This is a genomic window from Scytonema sp. PCC 10023 (genome assembly GCF_963920835.1).
Lineage (GTDB): Bacteria > Cyanobacteriota > Cyanobacteriia > Cyanobacteriales > Nostocaceae > Kalymmatonema.
In genome coordinates this window covers 32,547-55,235 of the sequence record NZ_CAWUDP010000013.1, presented here as the reverse complement: position 1 = coordinate 55,235, position 22,689 = coordinate 32,547, and the positions used below count along the sequence as shown (strand labels likewise).

The window sequence follows — 22,689 nt, the reverse complement described above, 5'->3', positions numbered from 1 at the left end:
GGGAAACCCTCCTGCAGCACTGGTCTCACCGCCTGCAGGACTTCTCTCTGCCTACGCAGGCTAATGTATTTAGTGCGCGTAGGCGGGCTTTGTTTGTATAGCGCGATTTCTAATCGCCAGGTATTTTTGTTGTGGAATGCACCAGACAAATCATCTGTCCCATATGCCAGAAAATCTGTTGCTAACGCTTGTTAATCTCTGCAATTGGTAATAACAATTCATCCTCTATTTTCTGTCGCACCTCACGGCTGACATAACAGTCGCTATTTAGGCAATCTACCAGCAATTTAATGGCATCGTAATACTGCTTGAGCAATTCCTTTTGCTGACCGCTGAACTGCCAATCATAACCAATATTGCGATACTTAATCATCACTATTCTTAATTGCTCAATCCAAGCCTGACCGTTAGCTTGCCACCATTGCTGAATTTTTTTCGAGTCTTTTGAGTTTGGTAGTTTCTCTTTAAGCTGTTGCAGCGCTTGCTTTAGGTTTATGTCTAGTGCATAGTCTAAGGCGCGGTCGAGGGCAAGGGAGAGGGCGCATTTGAGGTCGAACTCGCGGGCATGGGAGAGGGCGAGGGAGAGGGCACGGTCAAGGTCGAGGTCGCAGTCGTCGTCGCGGGTGAGGTCGCGGGCGCGGACAAGCTCGCGGGCAAGCTCGCGGGCGAAGTTGAGGTGGCGGTCGAGCTCGAGGTCGCTCTCAAAGTAAAAAGCCTGAACAGCCCCTGGCTTGTAAGGAACGTCCACTGAACTAGACTTTTGGCTCACCCACATAAAAAACTGCTGCAACTTCTTATCAGCAGTGACAAGTCCATCTACCTTTTCTTTCATCAACAGCAATAAACGGTCTGCACTAGGCGACATCCCCAGCGCTAGGAATAAAACTTCCCGCCAGCGTTTTTCCATCATGTGGGTAACAAGGTTTTGCAATGCCTCCTCTGATGACTGTTTGCAAACAACCAATTCTCTTGCGGTGAAATACTCATGGAAAGTCAAATGGGAGAACGAGTAAATACCCTTCGCCCGTTCCACCAATATCCCGTGTTGTGCTTCAATTGACTTTAAAATTCTTTCACTATCCAGTTGCAATGCTTCCGGATCTGTATTTGCATCTGGTAAATTGCGAATGTATTCTGTGATGTAATATTCTGCAACTTTCTGTTTGAAAAAATAGTTACCTCCCTCAAAGGTAATCAAGGCAATTTTGCTGAGTAAATCTTCTTTGCGCTGGTTCAACAACTTTTTGTACAGCTGATCACGATAAATCCCCCGCTTGGCATCCCATTTTTTCAGCAATGCATCCAGTCCTTCTTTATATAGCTCAGAACGATTAGCTGGAAAATCCCCCGACTCTTCAAATACCAGACATAGCAGCGTCAGTAGCAGTGGACTTTGAGCAAGTTCTTCGATTCGGTTATTTTCTTTGAGCAGTTTGATAAATATCTCTGGTTTTACAGCTTTATCCTTAAACCAGTTGCTTGCAAAGGTAGCTATTTGTTCATCATCAAAATCTGCAATTTCCACCTCTGTGAATTTCTCAAAGGTATATTCCCGCGCTGCAATGCGGCAGGTCATAACAAAGTGATTGTCTCTATATTGGTCAGAAAAATCACGAATTTCTTTTAAAACCTGGCTGCTGTCTTCTTCTCTAATTTCGTCCAAGCCATCAAGGATAATTAGTATTCTACCCTGACTTAATAATTTTTCAATTAATAAAGTATTTCTGGGGTGAGCATCCTGCCCGCCCTTTACCAAAGGCAGGCGAGACGCCTGCCCCACAAGAAGAGTAATATATTCCAGTAATCCTGGTTTATTTGCAGCTTCAGCAAAGTCTTTGAGGGTGATAAAAATCGGCACAAGATGAGAATGAAACTCACCTCCAATGCACTGAATCGCTAGATATTTCAAAAACGTGGTTTTACCTGCCCCTAGTTTCCCCAAAATCATCAGCTTGGAATGTTTATTTACCGCCTCCAGTCCTGGCACTGTTTCTTGAGTAATTCTACCCAGTCCCAAACGGTCAAAATCTTCGTATTCACACTCTTGCAGTAATTTATCGATTTCTAACCGCCGCCGTCCGCTGATTTTCTCTAGGATATTGACGCTGGTGTAGATATCATTCAACCCCATTGGCTGAGTCATTTCCAACACACGCATTGTATCGCAGCGTTCTTGTATAAGGGGTTTTATCTTTTCCCGTACCTCTTTTACAAGGACATCTATATCAATGTTATGATCTTGCTCTGCTTCTACCTCTGGTTCGCTGGGTGGTTCAGCAACTACCTCCTCCCACTCTAAGTCCAGCCTGTCGCAAATTTGGACAAAGAGATTGCGGTCAACAGGTTTACCTGTAAAGAACTTACCAATAGGCTGGCGCGTGATTTCTAAATCTTCAGCTAATGCCTTTTGAGTTAACGAACAGCGGATTAAAGCTCTTTCTGCGGTTTTGATACCTTTAGGAGAGCAGCAAAGCGATCGCCCTGTCATAGTCCAACCACAACACTTGTGTTGATTGTACCTACGAAAATTTTAAATCATCCCGTTCTCATGCACAACTCACCCATCACGCCAACCTGTAAGCAATCTTTTCGCAACCACACACCTGTAAAGCTAGGGATGTAGCAATTGGTGGAGTAAATAGATGTTATCCAAGAAGTTCCTTTCAAAAGATGAAGTGCTGGGTATTGTCATGCTGATTACCGTGATTGGTTCTCTGGTTCTTGCAGTTATCGACGAGAAAAGCCGTCCTCAATTCCTGGATTTAACAAAATTTGCTGTGGGTACATATGTTGGACTTTTGATACCACGCTCTAAGTTAAATGAGAGTGAACGGAATTAGGAATCACCAAAATACACCTTTGCGACTTCTAGTCGCTGCTTGTAAAACTAAACCTGCACAAACAAACGGGTTTGTTTTTTTATGATGCACACAAGCGTTCGTCTACCATCTCCAGAAAATCTTGGCAAATTTTATTTGCCACTACCCCCCTTCTTAATTAAAAGTAGGCGAGATGGAACAAGGGAACAAGGAGAATTTCCCTTGTCCTCTTTTTTCACCTTATCCCCCTTATCTGTAAAGCCGTTTAAAGAATCAAACAAACTTCTTGTTTATGGGAGGCAAAAAGGAAAGAACCGCAGGAAAGATGAATTTTTCCACGCTCGTAGTAAAAAATGTTTGCCTAATATGAAAAAAACACTCATTCTATTGTTAACATTCGTTAACTTAAGGTGTTAAATACTAGAAACATTATTTTTAGCTAGCTAAACTAACAAAAAGAGCATATGTACTGTTATTTCTAAAAAAAAGGTCTAGCGCCCAACCCTCGATGATTCCAATCCAACTTACTCTCAAAAACTTCCTCAGTTACTGCGATGCTACTTTAGATTTTCGCGGGTTACACACGGCTTGTATTTGTGGTTCCAATGGCGCTGGAAAATCTTCCCTCCTCGAAGCTATCACTTGGGCAATTTGGGGTGAGAGCAGAGCTTCTAGCGAAGATGATGTTATCCAAACAGGTGCAAAAGAAGTTAGAGTTGATTTCATCTTTGAAGCAAACCAGCAAACCTATAGAGTGATTCGCACCCGAGTGCGGGGTGGAAGTGGTGCTCTGGAATTTCAAATACAAATACCCACTGGGTTTCGCGCACTGACCGGCAAAGGGGTAAGAGCAACACAAGATTTGATTTTAGAACATATTAAACTTGATTACGAAACTTTCATTAATTCGGCTTACCTGCGTCAAGGTCGTGCCGATGAATTCATGCTCAAGCGACCTAGTGAGCGTAAGGAAATATTAGCAGAGTTATTAAAACTCAATCAGTATGATGAATTAGAAGAACGGGCAAAAGAACTCTCACGTCAGTTTAAAGCAAGAACGGAAGAACTAGAGCGCCTTTTGGATTCGCTGAAATCTCAACTGCAACAACGTGAAGCAATTGCCCAAAAACAAGGCGACTTGGAAGCCGAAATCAACCAACTGCAACAGGTACAAGCTTTTGAGAATATCCAGTTACAAAGTTTGCAAGTTGTCCAGCATCAGCGACAAAACTGGGAGCAACAACTGAACTTTGTTAGGCAGCAGTACCAGAATCTTACTCAAGACTGCGATCGCCTGCAACAAGAGCAGTCAGCAATTGACTCTCAGTTCTCTTCTTTAGATGAACTCTTAAGTCAAGCAGCTGAGATTGAAGCTGGGTACAATGAATACCAAGTTTTGCAATCTCAAGAAGAAGCGATGGGCGCTCAATTTGAAGAATACACTCGCGCCCAGCAAGCAAGGCAACAAAAGCAACAGCAGCTCACCAAACAAATTAACGAAATTGAACGGCAACTTCAACACGCAGAGGCACAACTCGCTGCTGTGCAGCAACAAGAGCAGGAACTTCAGCAAACTCTCACTAAGTCTGATGAAGTCGAAGCTGCAATAGCACAACTTGCTGCTGCACGCAACCGTGTTGCTCAACTCGATCAGTTACAACTGCAAGTCGCTCCCCTGTTGCAACAACGGGCGACATTGCAAAGCCAATTGGATCGCGCTCATGCTGGTTTAGTTGCTCGACTCGAACAACTCGAAGCAACAGCCAACCAACTGCAACGTCAGCACAGACGCCAACCGCAACTGCAACAAGCAGTGATGGAAGTGGCAATGCAGATCGACGAATTGGAGAAGAAGCGGGTTTATCTACAACGAGTACAGGAAAAAGGACAGGAAAGGCGTCACTTGATCGAACGCTTGCAGGCTCATCAACGGGACTTTGAAAAACTACTAGGAGAACTCCAGCAAAAGCTGCAAATGCTCCAGAACCCCAATGCTATCTGTCCTTTGTGCGAACGTCCTCTAGAAGAACATTACTGGAATCGTGTGGTAGACAAAACCAAAATAGAGTACAAAGATGCACAAGATGAACTGTGGATAGTCAGGGAGCGAATGGCTGTCTCAGACAGAGAAATTCAGGTACTTAGGCAGGAATATCGTGAGATATCACAGGAATTGTCTCATTATGATGCCCTACGCGAGCAAAGGGGACAATTGGCAGCACAGTTGCAGGCGACAAGTGATGTCGAACAACAGCTACAAGAAATAGTCGCTGAAAAGCACCAATTAGAACGCTGGTTGCAAATGGGTAATTATGCTCATGAAACCCAAGCCGAACTCCAGCAACTTCAACAATATTTGCAACAACTCAACTACAATGAACAAGACCACGCCCTTGCCCGTAACGAAGTAGAGCGGTGGCGGTGGGCAGAAATTAGACTCAGCCAAATTAAAGATGCGGCAAAGCGTCAAGCGCAAATAGAAGCACGAAAACCAGAAATTCAGGGACAAATTGCCCAATTACAAACCAGAATCCAGCAAGAAGCAACGCAATCTGAATGTGCCAGACAAATCGCCGCTCTTGAGCGCCACATTGCTGAAATTGGTTACGTGTCAGAAGAGCATAACAATCTTCGCATGGCTGTACGCAAAGCTCAATCTTGGCAGTTACGCTATCAACAACTTGTGGGGGCGCAGCAACAGTATCCGCAACTGAAAACAAGATTACAAGAGTTAGAGGTATCTTTGCAAGCGAGATTGACTGAGCGGCAAAGACTTGCCATCCAAATCGAAAGCATTGTCCAGCAGCTCGAAGAATCAGCAAATCCATCTGCTCAAATCCCAGCATTAGAGCAGCAATTGGCATCACGCCGACGGCAACTTGACGAACAAATTGGTCAGTTGGGACGCTTGCAGCAGCAGGCTCACCAACTAGAAACATTGCAACTTCAGTATGAACAACAGCAGCAGCAATTGCAAGAAGCAAGACGACAACATCGCATTTATCAGGAATTATCACAGGCTTTTGGTAAAAATGGTATCCAAGCATTGATGATTGAAAATGTCTTACCGCAATTGGAAATTGAGACGAATCAACTGCTTTCGCGACTGAGTGCCAATCAGCTACACGTTCAATTTGTTACACAAAGAGCTGGAAAGAGTGGTAAGGCAAGCAAGAAAAATGCCAAGTTGATAGATACCTTGGATATCTTGATTGCTGATGCTAGAGGAACGCGGGCTTATGAAACTTACTCTGGTGGAGAAGCGTTTAGAATTAACTTTGCGATCCGTTTAGCCTTGGCGAAATTATTAGCGCAGCGGGCAGGGGCGGCGTTGCAATTGTTGATTGTGGATGAAGGGTTTGGGACACAAGATGCAGAAGGATGCGATCGCCTGATTGCAGCGATTAATGCGATCGCATCTGATTTTGCCTGTATCCTAACGGTAACTCATATGCCTCACCTTAAAGAAGCTTTTCAAGCCCGGATTGAAGTGAATAAAACTCAGCAGGGTTCGCAGGTGCGATTAATGATTTAAGGGACTTCCAAATAAAAAAATATCCAACTTGTTGTTAGATTTTTGGGCGGGCAGGATGTCCACCCCATTCTCATTGGATAATGAATTTGTTGGAAATCCCTAAGCAAAAGCTATGTTTTTTTGATGATTCACTGTGTACAAAAAGCAGATGGCTTGGTTTGTATTTTTGAAGGAGCGTTTGTTATGGTGCGGCTCCTTCAAGAACCAAAGCAACTGAGCCAGCAGCTTGCACACTATCGTAACTACATTGAACTCCTCTTTTCACCAGCGTAGTAGTGCATACCCAGCTAAAGGAAAACCGCTGTAAAAAAGCCTTTCAAGCCCGGATTGAAGTGAGTAAAAGACAGAGTGATTCGCAGGTACATTTGTTAATTTAAACAACAGCCGTGTTTTTGCGGTTATTGATTCTGTCAAAATGTAATAGTTGAAAAAACGAATCGGACTACGTGCATTGTGAGGACAAGTTGCCAAGTTTGATGACGTTTTGTAAAGAATTAGCTTCTTTTGCGTAAAATCGCCACTCTCTAGCTGAGAAGTATACAGGTGTTAACTTGACGAATACTAATTGTGGTTGATTTAAGGTGCAATGACTACACAGCTTGGGAGAGTGCAATGGCTGGTTTGCGAACTACTTGTTGGGGGGCTTTCATAGGAATTGCGATCGCAGGTGTCTATACTTTATCCGCAGATTGCACTCAAGCTCAAATTACCCCTGATGCCACTTTACCGAATAATTCCATCGTCAACATAAATGGCAACATTTTCAATATCACAGGCGGAACACAAGCAGGCGGTAATTTATTCCACAGCTTCCAACAGTTTTCTGTTCCCACTGGTGGGGGAGCTTTCTTTAACAATAGTGTTGACATTCAAAACATTATCAGCCGAGTTACGGGTGGGTCAATATCTAATATTAATGGGTTGATCCGCACCCTAGGTACGGCTAACCTGTTTTTGATTAACCCGAATGGAATTGTCTTTGGAGCGAATGCCAGTTTAAATATTGGCGGCTCTTTCTTGGCAAGTACAGCTAACAGTATAAATTTTGCCGATGGTACTAAATTTAGTGCCACTCCATCACAAGACTTACCCCTGTTGACAATAACCGCACCTGTTGGACTAAACATGGGCAGCAATCCAGGACCGATTCTGGTACAAGGACCTGGGCACGACATTAATTATGAGGATATTACCAAGCTAGGACCGCGTCCCCCAATTGACACTAGCTTTGAGGGATTGCAAGTAAAAGAGGGGCAAACCTTAGCACTAGTGGGAGGTAATGTGTCTAGTGAGGGTGGCATTCTCAAGTCACCATCCGGACGTATTGAAATCGGCAGTGTTGGTAGCAATGGAGCTGTGAGCCTCGTGCCAATACAACAAGGTTGGAAGCTCAGTTATGATGCTCCCAGTTTTGGTGATATCCAGTTTTCTGGCAAAACATTTGTGAGTACCACAGGAGTAGGCGGTGGTTCGATTGCGATAACTGGTAGGAACATCAGTTTCACTGGGCAGTCAATTGTACAAGCTGATACCCTTGGCGATAGAAATGGGGGAGAAGTTAGCATTATCGGCGAGAACATAGGTATCAATGAGTCCAACATCACAGCGAACACCTACAGTTCGGGAAATGGTGGACAAATTAAGCTAGTTGCCAACAAGATCGCCTTTGAGAATCAGCCCAGGGAGGGTGGCACTCTGGTTAGCGTGGGCACTCAAGCATGGAGCAAGGGTGACGCTGGAAACGTCAACATCAGCGCAAATTCTTTTTTGCTTGGAAATACAAATATCGTTAGCAATACAGAGGAAAATAGCACAGGAAAAGCCGGAGACATCAACATTCAAGTCGCAGGCTCTATGGTGGTAACATCGTCTGGTATACTAAGCGATACTGTCACAGATAACGCTGGAAAAGTCAACATAAGCGCAAATTCTTTACAAACTGATACCTCAGCAGTTCTTAGCCGTACAGCAAAGCCAGGTAACGTCGGAGAAATCAACATTCGGGTTGCCGACTCTTTGGAAGTACGAGGCACAGCTATAGATACTGTTAGCTTTGGCAACGGTGACGCTGGAAACATCAATATTAGCGCAAATTCTTTTTTACTTGAAGGGTCAGGAATCAATACTTATACCGAGGAAAATAGCCAAGGGAACGCCGGAGACATCAACATTCGAGTCGGCGACTCTTTTGTAATAAAGAATACGGGCATACTCACTGATACTTTTAAGAGTAACGCTGGAAACATCAACATCAGCGCAAATTCTTTGCAGATTGAAAATACGGGGGTGTATAGCCGTACGATATATACAGGTAAATCAGGAGATATCAACATTCAGGTGGCAGGTTCTTTTGTAACCAAAAATACTGGCATATCTACTGATTCCTATGGCATGGGTGACGCTGGGAAACTCAACATAAGTGCAAATGCTTTGCAGATGGACGGTTCGCAGATCAGGAGTGCTACGGGGGAAAATGCCACAGGGAACGCTGGAGAAATTAACATTCAAGCAAACCGTATGGACTTACGGAATATTTCATCTATAAATACCGATGTCTCTGGCAAGGGGAACGCTGGAAATATCAGCATTGTGGCAGATACTATTCAGCTTGATACTCAAAGTGAGATTAATGCAAAGACCACAACGGGTCAGGGTGGAAATATTGGGCTAGAGATAGGAAACTTACTTTTGTTGCGTCGTGGAAGTTTCATCTCTACCACCGCAGGCACAGCACAACAGCCTGGAGACGGCGGCAACATTACCATCAATACTCCTAACGGTTTCATCGTTGCCGTCAGGGATGAAAATAGCGACATCTCTGCCAATGCTTACACAGGCATTGGTGGAAGAGTGGATATTAAAGCATTTGGCATCTATGGCATTCAACCCCGCCAAAGCCTACCTTCCCTGAGTGACATTACTGCCAGTTCAGAGTTTGGTGTAGACGGCACTGTAGAACTCAACACACCTGATATTGACCCAAATCGGGGATTAGTGGAACTACCTACAAATTTAGTTGATGTTTCCCAACAAATTGATACTAGCTGCAATCTTGGTAGCAGGCAAAGAGCCAGTTCATTTCTTGTCACCGGACGCGGTGGCATATCCGCCAGTCCCTTAGATATGTTGACACCAGATGCAGTGCAGGTAAATTGGGTGACTCTCAATCCTAGCAGCGATAACCGCGATCGCTCATCTGTTACCAGCAAACCAACTACTGCTACACCAGAACACATCGTAGAAGCTACTGGGTGGGTGATAAACGAAAAGGGAGAGGTAGTACTCACAGCTAATCCGCCTTTGATCACGTCTCATGGTTCATGGCAGAACCCTGTGTCTTGCGGTGCTTTTTAACACTGCTATTGCCTTAGAGATGTAGTCACAAATCCTCGTGTCGAAGCTATTGCGGCTAGCAACCTCTGGACCCTCCTGTTGGTACATAGTATTGAGGGATTTCTCAATCTCAGGATTACCGCCAGTGAACTCCTCAATTAAGTTTCTCCAGCGTCTAGCAAGCAACTGTACTGGCTCGCTTGTTGGATCAGTACCCTTTTCCATTTCCACACGAACCTGCTCGATGAGTTCTTGCCACTCAACTTGACTCTTTTGAATTCTTTCTTCACCAAGCACCTGTCTGCGTTGCTTTAACTCTTCTAATTGTTCTGGAGTGTAGTATTTTTCAAACATAGTGATAGCCTCAATAATTTCAATGAACTTGTCAACGCAGATATCCTCCGCCGCATCCAAGCTAGCGGCAATTGCCTCAAGGCGATCGCTCAGCCGTTGCTGCAACGCAATTTGCTCCCGTAGGCGCTCTAGGTGAAGTTGAATCACACGCTGCGGCGTGAAATCAGGGCTGTCCAAGCAATCCCGAATCTCCTCTAAAGAGAAACCCAATTGCCGCAGGGACTTGATTTGCTGCAAGCGGACGATATCTTCAGTGGCGTAAAGACGGTAACCTGACTCAGTATGGTGAGATGGCTTCATTAAACCGATTTCATCATAATAATGAAGTGTGCGAACGGATAGCCCCGTTTGCTTAGCCAGTTCGCCAACCTTCCACCATTTGGAACCCATCATCTGTACTCCTTTTTGTCAAAGCGCGATTGGGCAAAGCCCACTGCCGTTCGGCGCAGCCGTGCCGCACCGCGAGGGCAATCGCCATGAGTGTATGGTACAAACCTCACGTAACGTGAGGGTCAAGGGGTTATTTGGGTGAAATGAAAAAATTTTGGATGATTCTTTGACTTATGCCAAATCTGCTTTTATAGCAGTTTTCTATTGGGTGTACGATAGAATTGCATTAAATTAAGTGCAAATTCAGTGCAGAATAAACCCAATGATAAACATCAGTCGAGATATTCATTCACTCTCCAGCTTTAAACGTAATACGCTGGAATTCCTACAGCAGATGAAGCAGACGGGAAAACCTGTAGTGCTGACAGTTAATGGTAAAGCCGAACTTGTAGTCCAAGATGCTGAATCTTACCAGAAGCTACTTGATGCTTTAGAGAAGTTGGAAGCTATTGCTGGAATCAAGAAGGGATTGGAAGATGTCGAAGCAGCTAGAACCACTACCTTGAGCGAATTTGAACAAGAAATGCAACAAAAGTATGGCATTTCAAGTTAGAACGACTCGAACGGCAAATGCAGAAATTGAGGCTGCTTATTCTTGGTTGAGAGAGCGAAACCCAGTTTATGCCGATAAGTGGTTTCGGGAATTGATGGATACTATTGCAACTTTACCCAACGGGAGAGCCAGTTCCCTGCGGAGGGAAACCCTCCTATGTCCTTCGGACACGCTACGCGAACAGGACTGGACTCACAAGAAAAGCCACGACGCTGCGCTTTAGCTGCAGAAAACGATGCACTGACTGAAGAAATCCGTCAACTAATCTACGGTAAGTCAAGAAACAAGTACCGAATTTTGTTTACGATTCGGGAAGATACTGTGTTTGTACTTCATGTGCGTCACAGATCGCAAGCTCCGCTGACCAGTGAAGAAATTGACGAAGAAGTCCACGCTATTTCGGAAGAACCAAAGAAATTTTATGAAAAATGTGGTTTTATCTCTTCACCTGTTGCGCCAATGACAATGTTAGTCACAGTTGCTGATGCAAAAGCAGCTTTGGATATTGTGGAGTAGTTTTTGTTGCAACCAGTTTATTACTATTTGGAACCGCAGATGGACAAGGCAATGAGAACTGCGATCGCCGGCGTTGCAGCGATTAATGCGATGGCGCTTTTCTCCCGCCTGGGGCGATGTTCCCTCTGGGAGCCGCCCTGCATGGCGATCGCGTCTGATTTCGCCTGCATCCTCACCGTAACTCATATGCCTCACCTCAAAGAAGCCTTTCAAGCCCGGATTGAAGTGAGTAAAACTCAGCAGGTGGCGCTGCGGGCGCTATGCGCCCGCAAGCTTGAGGCGATTGCAAAGGTGCCAGTGCCCCTTGGGCAATCGCGTGATTCATATTTTAGTTCAGCAACGCCAAAATGTAAATCAACTCACGTCTGCAAAAACGGTCATCGCCACATTGACATTCTCCGTTCCCAACCTTGCGGTATGGAAACGCATTCCCAAGATTGCTCTTTGGGAGTTCCTGCCTCTACGACTCTTAACTGGACTAACGAGTCCCCGTCAGACCGTCTCCGCAGGCATTTTAGTTTAACGTCCACCAACAGCCCGTAGGCAGACGGATCTAAATATTTTGTTTGTAAGCTAGCTGTTAACTAGGGTTGTCTCGTCTGTGGGATACCTGCCGCGTCACCATTACCAATACCAACACAGTTCCTTTAGTGTGGGGTGATATTTGTCTCGACGGTCAGCCACGGGTGAAACTTACCTGAATTTGTTACGCGCATTAGTCCGATATCTATCTTAGCATATATTTTTTCGTTTTCCTAAGAATTTGTCAAAAAGCTTGCTGTCCTTCTCCCTCTGTTTGCTGTGCAAAAAAATTGGTCGAAGGACGCAAACTTTTTGATCCGCCATTCACCTACACCCAAAGTCCGTTATGGGTGCAGTACTCTCAAAGGCTCTTTGATAGACAGGCTTATCGATACAAAAACTGGCGATGGTCTGCTACAACTTTTAGGCTGTGGCAGAGAAATCATAATTCGGGTTGTTGTAGCCTGGATTTGATATGGCAGATGTTACAAGGTCAGGACTGCTGAGTAAATTGCTGACATCAGTGCCTATAGCAAGGCTTGGCGTACTACTACCTAGCGATATCAGTTCGCCACTAACAGAGAAATTCCAACCTTCATTACCAACGAGTGTATTGCCATCACCACTGGCTTCAATCCGGTTTCCAAGGAGATTGCTGTTACTTACACTGGCTGTGTTGCCACTACCAAGGATGTCGTTGTTACTACCAGTCTGTGTATTGGCATTACCAAGGATGTCGTTGTTATTGCCTAAGTTCCAGTTACCGTTACCGTTGGTTGTGTTATCGCTACCAAAGCCCCAGTTGCCATTACCTTCGGTTTTGCCGCCATCACCGTAGTTCCAGTTACCGTTACCGTTGGTTGTGTTGCCACTACCAAAATTCCAGTTACCATTACCGTCGGTTGTGTTGTTACTACCGTATAACCAGTTACTGTTACCTTGACCACTGTTGTCGGTGGCATCTGCACCATCTAAGTTTTGAAGATCAGATATCCAGTTGTCGCTGTTATAAGGTACAGGTTGACCGTTGCCAGTTTCAGGTAGGTTGCTACCACTCTCGTTCGAGGGAGGAGTGCTGCCAAATGGTAAGTTGCCGGGGAGGTTGCCTCCAGCGACGGCATTGTTAGCACCAAAGACACTATCACCACCAGATGCGCTACCACTAGCAAAGGGATTGCTACCACCGGAGGCACTATCACCACCAGATGCGCTACCACCAGCAAAGGGATTGCTACCATCAGCAGCGCCACCAAAGCCACCGCTACCAGCACCGCCAGCACCGAAGCCACCACTAGCGGCACTATCTAAAGTGCTGCCATCGGTGGACTGCCATGCGCCATCAGTGAAAGAAAAATTGCCATTACCAGTTAAATTGTTGCTAGTACCTTGTGGCCCAGCAGTTTGATTGCTATTCTCAGAAGTTGCCATTAGAACTAAACTCCTATGACTCAAACTGAAATTCCCCCAAAAAGAGGAATATCAACGACATGAGTGAAAGCTTTTTTTGACTTTCATCTTCAATAAAGAAATACTATTTTCTAACTACATAACTATTTTTGACAGCTAGTTAGAATTGGCTTGTAATTCAGTTAAATTTCAGTGAAAATAGTTTGATTCCATCAAGCCTTAATTAACCCAAAATCAAACTAAAAAACAGTGAGCACCACACTTAACAAAAGTATACGAAATTTGATTGACGTTTTAAATGAACAAAATTTAGATTTGATTGTTAATTCTTTTGATTTTGTTCAGGCAGAATATCATGCAGGGTAAGAATTCAGGTTTCTCTGTGTTCCTGAAGAGCGATACTTTCAGGATTTGCTCGCTCACTCTTGAAAACAGGCATTATCTAATAATAAATAAGTTTGGCGATTCTCCTGCAATCTGCATTGTAGCTTCCACAGATTAGTGCTGGCTAATCTATGGATGGCATCCTCCTACAGACTGATAGTAAACAAAAGATTAATCACAGAAATGCCAAATCTCTCAATTATAACCGCCGATAGATTTATACTTCTTAACAGCTTTCTAACATCTGGAAAGATACCCTATTCCCGAAGTTACTATTATAGAAGCTTATGAAGTTGTGATAATTGGCGCTGATCACAATGTACTTGTTTGTGGCTTCTTGCGTACTTTTCACTGTTAAAGGTGCCATTTATCGCGCTAATAATTAGTGCCAAATAATCCTGAAATTCACAGCTTTAGCTAAAGCTCAAAAAACATACCAAGGATAATTTACCTGTTCATAGTTTCCAAACTTTGCTAGCAGATTTAGCTACTTAATACGAAGTTGCCAAAGATAGTATCATTTGATGGAAGATAAAGACTGCCATCAACTATGCCGCGATCGCCCTTTGGGCGGCTCCCTTTGGGAGCATCGCGAATTTAAATTGTGCTGCACTTGGAGTATGCAGAATTGACCCGCCGCTATCAGCGTTGTGGAAATGGAGCAGAACGTACCCGTTGGCTAGTGATTCGCCTCCAAAAGCCGACCTGGAAACCCCATGAAAGTAGAGCAAGTGGCGGAAATTACGGGGTTGAGTGCAGATTGGGTGCGGAAATTTGCCCGTCGTTACAATGAGAAAGTTTCCACACTTCCCGTGAGGTTTTATGATATTTTCCGTCGTCAACTGTTGGCGGTGAGCTCCTGTGTCTTTAGCTTCTGCGGTTATGAGTCTAGGTGTTGCGGCTGGTAAACGTAACAGGCGACACAATCAAACCATCCTTAACATGAATAACTCGCTGGGTTTGAGCAGCGACATCAGCCTCATGGGTAACGATAACAATCGTAATGCCCTGACTATTCAAATCAGTCAGCAACTCCATCACTTCCTGGGAAGTCTGACTATCCAATGCTCCTGTTGGTTCATCTGCCAGAACCAAAGCGGGACGATTGACCAAAGCGCGGGCGATCGCCATGACTGTATAGTACGAACCTCACGTTGCGTCAAAGTCAAGGGGTAGGCAATACTAGCCAAAATTAAACTTTTAAACTTATACCAAGTTGCAGTCAAAGGTAATATATCCCTCACCCCACACAAACCAGTACTGCCACACAGCTTGTGTGGGCGAGGTCACCAGCTAAGATTTGATTCTACACAATCTATAAACGACTGATTAACCAGCTACGCCATCTGCCGAGCCATCAACTGGGCAAACAGTCCCTCAACAGAAGCCAGATACTCAAAACTGCCTTGCTGCACAATTTGACCTGCTTGGAGTACATAGATGCGGTGAGCGTTGCGAATCGTGCTTAGTCGGTGAGCAATCACTATCCTGGTAACTTGCAACTTATCCAAACTTTGACTAACAATCGCCTGGGTTCTGTTATCGAGCGCACTGGTAGCCTCATCAAATAACAAAATGCGGGGTTTTAATGCCAGAGCGCGAGCAATGAGCAGCCGTTGCCGTTGTCCTCCAGAGAGATTGCTACCGCCTTCACTAATCACAGTATGCATATTCATTGGCATTGCTGCAATATCGTCAGCTAACCCAGCCATATGCGCTGCTTCCCAGGCTTCATCCAGTGTAAGCCGAGCACCGCCAGCGATATTATCGAAAATGGAAGCTGACATTAGCCGACCATTTTGCAAAACGACACCCAACTGTCGGCGCACTGTGTCCACATCTAACCCAGACAGGTCTTGACCATCGTAGTAGATGGCACCAGCTTCAGGAATCTCAAACCCTAGTAGTAATCGGAATATTGTCGATTTACCGCTTCCAGAACCCCCCACAAGCGCAATAAACTCTCCAGGCTCTGCATGGATACTCACATCATCCAGCGTCAGTGATCCATCTTTGCAGTAGCGGAAAGTAATATGCTTCGCAGCAATTCTACCTATAAGGAGACCAGGATCGGCTTTGCTGAAATTCACTTCTGGTATGGTTTCCAGAATTGGCTGAGTGCGTTTCCACTCAGGGATGACTTGTAAAACTTCGGTTACTGTATTGCTCAGATCTGTGGCTCCCTTAATAAAGCTGCCAAAGGCTGTGTTGAAAGCCAGGAAAGTTCCAATAGAAAGTCCGGTAATACCTGAAGTCTGAGCTTGCGCTAGCTGCTGTGTAGCAAACCAAAAGAGCATTGCAGAAGTCAGCGTGGGCATCACCGTATTGAACAGTGTGACACTGTCTTCAATTTTTTGTGTGCTGAGTTCCAGCTTTATTTGCCGACTGTAATTTTTACTCCATATAGCGAAAGCGTGCTCCTCAGCCCCAGCGACACGCAGTTTAGAAATGCCATTAATCAGCTGCACCGTCTGCCCAAAGATATTTCCCTGTAGCTCCAACAGTGGACGAACCTTGCGTAGGAGAACCGTACCATAGACTGTGGTAACAATAATCGCAATTATTGCAACAGCAACAGCGACTAGGGCTAACGTGACATTGTAGTAAAACAATTGCCATAAGTAAAACAATGCAAACAGACCAGTAATGAGATTTATCAGGGTCGTGCCACTGAGCCGACGACGGATCGTACTCACCGATTGTACTCGGGACTGAAGGTCACCCGTGGTGTACTGGCGAAAAAAATATACTGGTAGGTTCAGCAAGCGATCCCATACAGCGGGTTGGGTGGAGGCGTCGGAAAACGTTTCCACCCGCAAGAGGGCAAACCCCTGGGCTAGCCGAAATAGCGCCGTTCCGAAGACAGCAGCCAAAAGCCCCAATCCGACTTGCAGCAATAGTCCTCTGTCGCTATCTGGAATCGCGTTGTCCATGATAATTGCAGTGGCTTGGGGTGTGAGCATCCCTAATACTGTAGCGGCAATGCCAGTAAATAGAATGGCTTGCACGTCTGTTGCACGACCCTTAAGCGCGAACTGGAGTACATCCGTAGCTTTGAGAACTTTATCGGGCAGAGACCGATAAAACGTGTATGCAACTGGAGATAGGGTTGAAGCCCTGCCGTCATCCAAAGGAAAACGGGTTCGATCAACTGGGTCAAGTATTTCATAGCGAGTGGAACAAACGGGCAGCAGCGCCACTGGTCGGTTGTCCTGCTTGGTGTAAGCTACCATTGGTCCACAGTCCTTGTTCCACCACTTGTCTTGTAGTAGCACCCGCCGCATCCGGAGGCGCGAAGCCCGCACAATTGCCTCCAAAGGTTCCTTGACCCGTTTGAAGTCCTGTGATCGCGCAGGGGGGCAGATTTTCACCCCCAAAGCCCTTCCTACCGAACCAGCAGCAACTAACAGGGGCGCGCCTTCCTCTTCCGGCAAAAAGGTCGCTTTTTGAGATCCCAAGGTCGATGCTAGCTCCTCTAATGCCTCCGCTGTTACTTGAGAGTTGAGGCGTTGGCGATCGCGCAACCGAATAAGTTCTTCCTGCGCTTCCCGCTCATCCAAAAGGTTCACGCAGCGCAGAAGTTGAGTATGAAGCTGGGAGAGACCTTCAAGCAGAGTATCTGGATTGCGGATTTGTGAAGTGCCTCGAGTGACAAGCTGAACCTCATCCACAGCTTCTAGCCACATTTTGTCGCTGAGGAAAAAAATTCCTGTTGCGGTTGTCAAGGTAAGTTCTTCAAACCCCAGCAAACGGACAGTTCCTTGCTGAATCTCTACGCAACAGACTATACCCCCTTCAGGCTGGAAAGTCTGACCATGAGTCAGGGAAAATTGTGCTTGAAAACAAGAAGCCCTCACCTGAATTGCTGGCGTGACAACTTGGGCGAGTGCAGTACTGAGTTGCCAAAGCCAACCTTCTACCCAGGCGATCGCCCTAACATCTGCATTGGCTACTAACTCTCTGAAACATCCCTGATGTACTTGTAGCAGTTGTGTCTCTCCAATTGGCACTGCCAAAATCTGACGGTGCTGATTCAAAGAACTGACAGCAGTTCCGAAAAGTGCATCTCCCTCACTAATACTGGATAAATAACGACGAGTACCTTCTACAACACCATTTTTCACCGTGGTGGCAAACAAGGCTACAGAGCCAGACTGAACCACCCAAACCTTATAAGGGTCATCCAGCAGTATCGGCTCATTGCCCTTAACTTGATAAAATTGCCCTTGTAATAACATTTTGGATTTTAAATGAGTTATAGGTTAAGAGTCAAACGTCAAGAGGCATTTTAGCTCTCCCTGCTTTGAAGCTTCCTCGTCGCCCCTATCCTTCCTTCAGCACTGCCCCTTCGATGTAGAGTAAGCGCGAGTACACTCCCTCTACTTGCCATAATTCTTGGTGGGTCCCTCGTTGCACTACCTTACCGCCCTCAAGGACAATAATTTCATCGCAGTCCCGGATCGTGCTTAGACGATGTGCCACGATAATGCAGGTGCATCCCCGTCGCCGAAGATTGGAGTCAATGATTTTTTCTGTCTGGGCATCCAAGGCACTGGTGGCTTCATCCATGATAAGGATGGAAGGATTATTCACCAAAGAGCGGGCTATTTCCAACCGCTGTCGCTCACCTCCACTTAAATTGGCGGCACCTTCAATCAGCTCCGCATCAAACCCCCCAGACATAGAAAGAACCACATCGTCGATGGCAGCATCGCGACAAGCTCGCATCAGATTTTTATCCGCTACTGTGGTATCCCATAGAGTCAAATTTTCCCTTACAGTTCCGCCAAACAGCACGATATCCTGCTCTACCATAGCGATGGAGTTAGTCAATACCTGATGAGAAAAGTGTTCTTTGGGTTTCCCATCAAAGAGAATTTCCCCCGCCCAAGGTTGATAAAGCCCGCTTACCAGTTTGGCAATGGTAGATTTGCCAGAACCGCTCCCACCTACTAAGGCGACTCGCTGTCCGGGTTTAATTAGGAGGTTAAAATTTTCAATCAGGGGGGGTTCTAAGCGGCTGTAGCCATATGTAATGTTCTTCAGTTCGACGTACCCCTGTAGACGAGGAGATGAGGAAAATGAGGGGGATGAGGAAGATGAGGAGGATGTTGCTCCCTTATCTCCCTCATCTCCCGCTGCTCTCCTACTTCTGTGCTCTAGTTGTGGATCTACTGGATTGTCCAGCACATCATCCAAGCGAATCAAATTACCCTCCATTTCTTGGAGAATGCTGCCGAAACTAACGAGATTGTTCACAGGCAGCAGAAAACTCTGCATCATTCCTTGAAAGGCTACGAGCATCCCGATGCTGAGGTGCCCGTTCATCACCCGTAAACCGCCTACAATCAAAAAAGCCATAGATGAGAGCGCAGACAGCAGCGTGGGTAAGACTGAGAACGTCTGGTTTGTCACCCCCAGTTCCTGCTGGGAATTAAGTGCCTTGGCATAGTAACCTGACCACCGGGAAAAGAAATCTGACTCCAACCCAGATGCTTTCAGCGTTTCCATACTTTGGAGAGCAGCAATAGACGCGCCAGCAGCTTTGCCATACTCTTGTATCAATCGCTGATTAGCATCTACGCGCCGACGGGAGATCCACTGCAAGATTAAAACATTCACCCCAGCAAAGGTGACGACAACCAAGGTCAGTACCCAGTCATATTGGAGCATGACTAGCGCGTAAAAAATCACCATCACCGTATCGATAACCGTAGTCGCTAACCTCCCCGAAAGAACATTGGCGACTTGGTCGTTGAGACTGGTGCGGCTACTAATTTCTCCTGCAAACCGCTGGGCGTAAAAACCAACGGGTAGGCGCAAGATGTGCCACAGAAAGCGGCTGGACATTCCTACAGCCAACTTGACCTTCAAGCGACGCAAGTACCGCAACCGCAACAGCGTTAATACTCCCTGGAACACCGTTGCGATCGCCATTGCAAGAAGCAACGGACGCAGCCAGTCCTGCCGTCCCTGAATCAGGATTTCGTCTACAAACACTTGGCTGAACACGGGTACCGCCAGCCCAACTATCGTCAACAAAAACCCCACTAGCACGCAGTAGCTCAGGGCACCAGTAGCGCCTTGTAACCGTTCCCATAGTGATAGAATCAGGCTGAGTTTACGACCCCCTTTCTTAAACTCCAGACCTGGTTCGATGAACAATACCACTCCGGTGTACCCCTCGTCGAATTCCTGTAGGGACACATGACGTGGTCCGGTGGCGGGGTCATTGAGATAGACTCGCTTCTTGCCAAATCCCTCCACAACCAGGAAGTGGTTGAAGTTCCAGAACACAATATAGGGAGGGCGCAACTCTGGAAGTTGCTCCAGTTCCTTTTTCAAGCCGTTGGCTTGGAGTCCATAGTTTCTGGCAGCTTTGAGCACGTTAGAAGCCTTGCTGCCATCGCGGGAAACACCGCACTCTCTCCGCAGTTCTGGCAGCGGCACAATTCTCCCGTAGTAAGCCATAATAATTCCCAAAGCTGCGGCACCACATTCGACTGCCTCCATTTGCAAAAGGGTGGGGGTTTTTACCCGTTTGCTTTGACCTAAAAGCAGTTTTTGCAGGTGCTGCAAAAAATTAATCGGTGTCACTGATAAAGGATTAGTAGATACCACTGACAGACCTCAGGATGGGTAAAACAAACGTAATTGGAGCTCGCTCTTCCACCTTGACGCGAACAACTGTAGTCGTTCCAGAAGAGATTTTCAATTGTGGTCCTGTGGACGAAGACCACTTGTAGCCGCTGAAGGTGGCGGAATCCGGCTTGAGGTCAGCGAATATTTGCATGACTCCCTCCTGCTTGTCACCTACCAAACCTGCCACCACTTCTGGATTACCCACCACACTAGTGGCGGCTTCCTTTGTAATGGGAAATGGTGAGACCGTGGTAACACTACCGACGATGCCGCCAAAGCGTTCTCGCTTCACGGTTTGGGGCGTCATTTGCAGCATCATACCCGGTTGAATTTTCTTGCCATCCCCAACTGGAAAATAAGTTATGCCCACTAATTTGCTGGATGAATTTTCTACATCTATACTCCCCAAGCGAGTTCCTGCATCAACAACCTGCCCAGGTGTAACAGTGATTTCGAGAACGCGTCCTGAGTGTTGGCTGATAATCTGGCTGTTATTGCCAAGTTGTTGTTCCAGTTGGGCAATTTCTCGCTCGACTTCTTGAATCTCTTTTTTTCGGCTAATTGAATTTTCCAGGTCTTGTTGAGCGATATTGGCTTGTTTAGTGTTCAATTCTTGCAACTGGGCTTGGATGTTTTTGATTTCGTTGAGGTTCTCTAGGTATTCTCGTTGTGCCTCCGCTTCTTTAACATCTAGTTGCTTAATCTGAGATTCAGCTTCATCAATGTTTACACTGGCATCGTTGTGTTGCTGCTGCGCCTGTAACACCACATCATCGGAAACCGCTCCCTCTCTTAATAGCTGTAGGCGGTTGTTCAATCTCTTTTTATAAGTAGGAAGTAATTCCCGGAGTGTTTGCAAGCGTTGCTTAAGGGTCTGACGTTCGCGCCCTATTGACACCAGCCCTTTCTCCCTCAGGATAGGTGTCAAATCCTGCACAATCTTTAGCCTCTGCTGAAGATTCTGGCGTTGTTCTTGGATTGCCTTTATGTCGAGCTGCTGACGCTGCATTTGCAACAAGTTAGCGTTGTGGTCCTGCTCCTGGAGTTGGGCTAGTTTGGCACGCGCTAGTTGTAACTGCTTGCGTAGGTCAAATTGGTTAACCGTTGCCAGTACGTCTCCCTTTTTGACGAAATCTCCTGCATTGACGTTCAAAGCTTGTAATTGCCCTGCGCTTGCTGCCTGCAGTGGTACAACTTTGCGTGGATAAATCAGCACTCCTCGACCTTCGACGGTAATGGGAATGCGTCCACAAATACTCCAGATTATGGCTACCACCACTAAGGAACTCAAGGCGGTTAGAGGCAGCCAGCTTTTAGGACTAACCACTTGCATCAGCTGGTCTAGTCTTTCAGGAGAAGATAAACGCTCCAGTGACTGTTTTCGGAATAGGCTGCTTTTTTGGTCTAACATTTAGCCTCACCTTAGTTGCCCCAGATTTTTTTAAAGAGTGCGATTGCTCGTAAGGGCAGTACGCTTGGCGCGATCGCCCTGAAAATCACATTCCAGAATCTTAATTCCGCCGCCGCAAAAGTCAATTGAGAATTGAAGCCAGAGCCTACAATTTTTATGCAATAACAATTTCAAGAGATGTAGATAATGAGCGATCGTTTAAGTACGGCGTGGAATTTCTGGCAGCTTAGGGACTTCCTTTCTTAAAAAATATCCAACTTTTTTTTGTGGGTAGTGGCACTAAGCGCCCGTCCTATAAACTGGGCGGGCTGGACAGCCCACCCCACACAAGATTGGATAATTTATTTGTTGGAAATCCCTTAGTGAATTACTTTACTGTTAGTAGATTAGACAGCAAAGCATTTGAGCACAATTCAAAAATCTTCGATAAAACTGTGATTTTTTACTGTTGCTTTGTATTGTAAAAAATGAACTAAGTAGGTCGGCACAAATAAAGTTAACTCGTTGCTGCTGTCATGAGTCATGAGTCATTAGTAAGAGTGCGCGAGTTTCAGGCATTTTCACATTTCTTAACGTAGATCTGTTTATTCTTACCTACCTACTTAACCGCGACCTCGCCAACCTGGTCGGGGCTGACTGCTGCTCGATAAATTTTGTGCATATCTAGGCAAATGTCGGAATTATTGCGGAGGTTTTTGCGGAAACGGTACGTTTGCTGTTGTATAATCAATTAACGTTTGATTAGTACGGGATGTAAAAGCTTACAAGGAAGTGAAAACCTTGAAACACTTGGCACGAACTAATTATTAAAAATTGAATACAT

The 22,689-nt window shown here is 45.7% G+C and carries 14 protein-coding genes and 2 pseudogenes; 7 read left to right on the top strand and 9 right to left on the bottom strand.

Going from position 1 to position 22,689, the window contains the following annotated elements:
- Window positions 1-181 precede the first annotated feature (181 nt).
- Window positions 182-2,488, bottom strand: coding sequence for an NACHT domain-containing protein (locus ACM0OZ_RS10370; protein ID WP_414582720.1), 2,307 nt, complete (start codon window positions 2,486-2,488; stop codon window positions 182-184).
- Window positions 2,489-2,642: 154 nt separating this feature from the next.
- Here ACM0OZ_RS10370 and ACM0OZ_RS10365 point away from each other — a divergent pair, with 154 nt between their 5' ends.
- From ACM0OZ_RS10365 to ACM0OZ_RS10355, 3 genes are all read left to right on the top strand, one after another.
- Window positions 2,643-2,840: a hypothetical protein gene (locus ACM0OZ_RS10365; RefSeq protein WP_414582719.1), complete on the top strand. Its 198-nt coding sequence runs from the start codon at window positions 2,643-2,645 to the stop codon at window positions 2,838-2,840.
- A 487-nt stretch (window positions 2,841-3,327) separates the two neighbouring features.
- Window positions 3,328-6,354, top strand: a complete 3,027-nt coding sequence (gene sbcC, locus ACM0OZ_RS10360; RefSeq protein WP_414582718.1) for an exonuclease subunit SbcC — start codon at window positions 3,328-3,330, stop codon at window positions 6,352-6,354.
- Between the two features lie 612 nt (window positions 6,355-6,966).
- Window positions 6,967-9,708: a filamentous hemagglutinin N-terminal domain-containing protein gene (locus ACM0OZ_RS10355; protein WP_414582717.1), complete on the top strand. Its 2,742-nt coding sequence runs from the start codon at window positions 6,967-6,969 to the stop codon at window positions 9,706-9,708.
- On the opposite strand, the gene ACM0OZ_RS10350 is transcribed toward ACM0OZ_RS10355, so the two are convergent.
- Window positions 9,673-10,434: a MerR family transcriptional regulator gene (locus ACM0OZ_RS10350; RefSeq protein ID WP_414582716.1), complete on the bottom strand. Its 762-nt coding sequence runs from the start codon at window positions 10,432-10,434 to the stop codon at window positions 9,673-9,675. The genes ACM0OZ_RS10355 and ACM0OZ_RS10350 overlap by 36 nt on opposite strands.
- A complete protein-coding gene (locus ACM0OZ_RS10345; RefSeq protein ID WP_414582715.1) occupies window positions 10,394-10,519 on the bottom strand; it encodes a hypothetical protein in 126 nt (41 codons plus the stop codon). The genes ACM0OZ_RS10350 and ACM0OZ_RS10345 overlap by 41 nt, the downstream gene beginning before the upstream one ends.
- 174 nt (window positions 10,520-10,693) lie before the next feature.
- Between ACM0OZ_RS10345 and ACM0OZ_RS10340 the strand changes: the two genes are divergently transcribed.
- The 4 genes and pseudogenes from ACM0OZ_RS10340 to ACM0OZ_RS10325 form a co-directional block, all read left to right on the top strand.
- On the top strand, window positions 10,694-10,984 hold the full coding sequence (locus ACM0OZ_RS10340; RefSeq protein WP_414582714.1) for a type II toxin-antitoxin system Phd/YefM family antitoxin: 291 nt from the start codon (window positions 10,694-10,696) through the stop codon (window positions 10,982-10,984).
- The gene (locus tag ACM0OZ_RS10335; protein WP_414582713.1) at window positions 10,968-11,207 is read left to right on the top strand and encodes a hypothetical protein; all 240 of its coding nucleotides are present in this window, start codon (window positions 10,968-10,970) and stop codon (window positions 11,205-11,207) included. Before ACM0OZ_RS10340 ends, ACM0OZ_RS10335 begins: the two co-directional genes overlap by 17 nt.
- A complete protein-coding gene (locus ACM0OZ_RS10330) occupies window positions 11,141-11,500 on the top strand; it encodes a type II toxin-antitoxin system RelE/ParE family toxin (protein ID WP_414582712.1) in 360 nt (119 codons plus the stop codon). Before ACM0OZ_RS10335 ends, ACM0OZ_RS10330 begins: the two co-directional genes overlap by 67 nt.
- Window positions 11,501-11,526: 26 nt before the next feature.
- Window positions 11,527-11,743 (top strand): annotated as a pseudogene (locus ACM0OZ_RS10325) (hypothetical protein); the annotation flags it as partial.
- 702 nt (window positions 11,744-12,445) lie between these two features.
- Here the strand turns inward: ACM0OZ_RS10325 and ACM0OZ_RS10320 are convergent.
- From ACM0OZ_RS10320 to ACM0OZ_RS10295, 6 genes and pseudogenes are all read right to left on the bottom strand, one after another.
- On the bottom strand, window positions 12,446-13,450 hold the full coding sequence (locus ACM0OZ_RS10320; RefSeq protein ID WP_414582711.1) for a hypothetical protein: 1,005 nt from the start codon (window positions 13,448-13,450) through the stop codon (window positions 12,446-12,448).
- Window positions 13,451-14,361: 911 nt separating this feature from the next.
- Complete coding sequence (locus ACM0OZ_RS10315; RefSeq protein WP_414582710.1) at window positions 14,362-14,739, bottom strand: hypothetical protein; 378 nt, start codon at window positions 14,737-14,739, stop codon at window positions 14,362-14,364.
- Window positions 14,702-14,944: pseudogene (locus ACM0OZ_RS10310) on the bottom strand (macrolide ABC transporter ATP-binding protein); the annotation flags it as partial. The pseudogene ACM0OZ_RS10310 and the gene ACM0OZ_RS10315, both read right to left, overlap by 38 nt.
- A 206-nt stretch (window positions 14,945-15,150) precedes the next feature.
- Complete coding sequence (locus tag ACM0OZ_RS10305; protein ID WP_414582709.1) at window positions 15,151-18,051, bottom strand: NHLP bacteriocin export ABC transporter permease/ATPase subunit; 2,901 nt, start codon at window positions 18,049-18,051, stop codon at window positions 15,151-15,153.
- A gap of 85 nt (window positions 18,052-18,136) precedes the next feature.
- Entirely contained in the window at window positions 18,137-20,434 is a 2,298-nt protein-coding gene (locus ACM0OZ_RS10300; RefSeq protein ID WP_414582708.1) for an NHLP family bacteriocin export ABC transporter peptidase/permease/ATPase subunit, read from the bottom strand.
- Window positions 20,421-21,866 carry an NHLP bacteriocin system secretion protein gene (locus tag ACM0OZ_RS10295; protein ID WP_414582707.1) on the bottom strand — a complete coding sequence of 482 codons (1,446 nt, stop codon included), beginning with the start codon at window positions 21,864-21,866 and terminating at the stop codon, window positions 20,421-20,423. Before ACM0OZ_RS10295 ends, ACM0OZ_RS10300 begins: the two co-directional genes overlap by 14 nt.
- Window positions 21,867-22,689 lie beyond the last annotated feature (823 nt).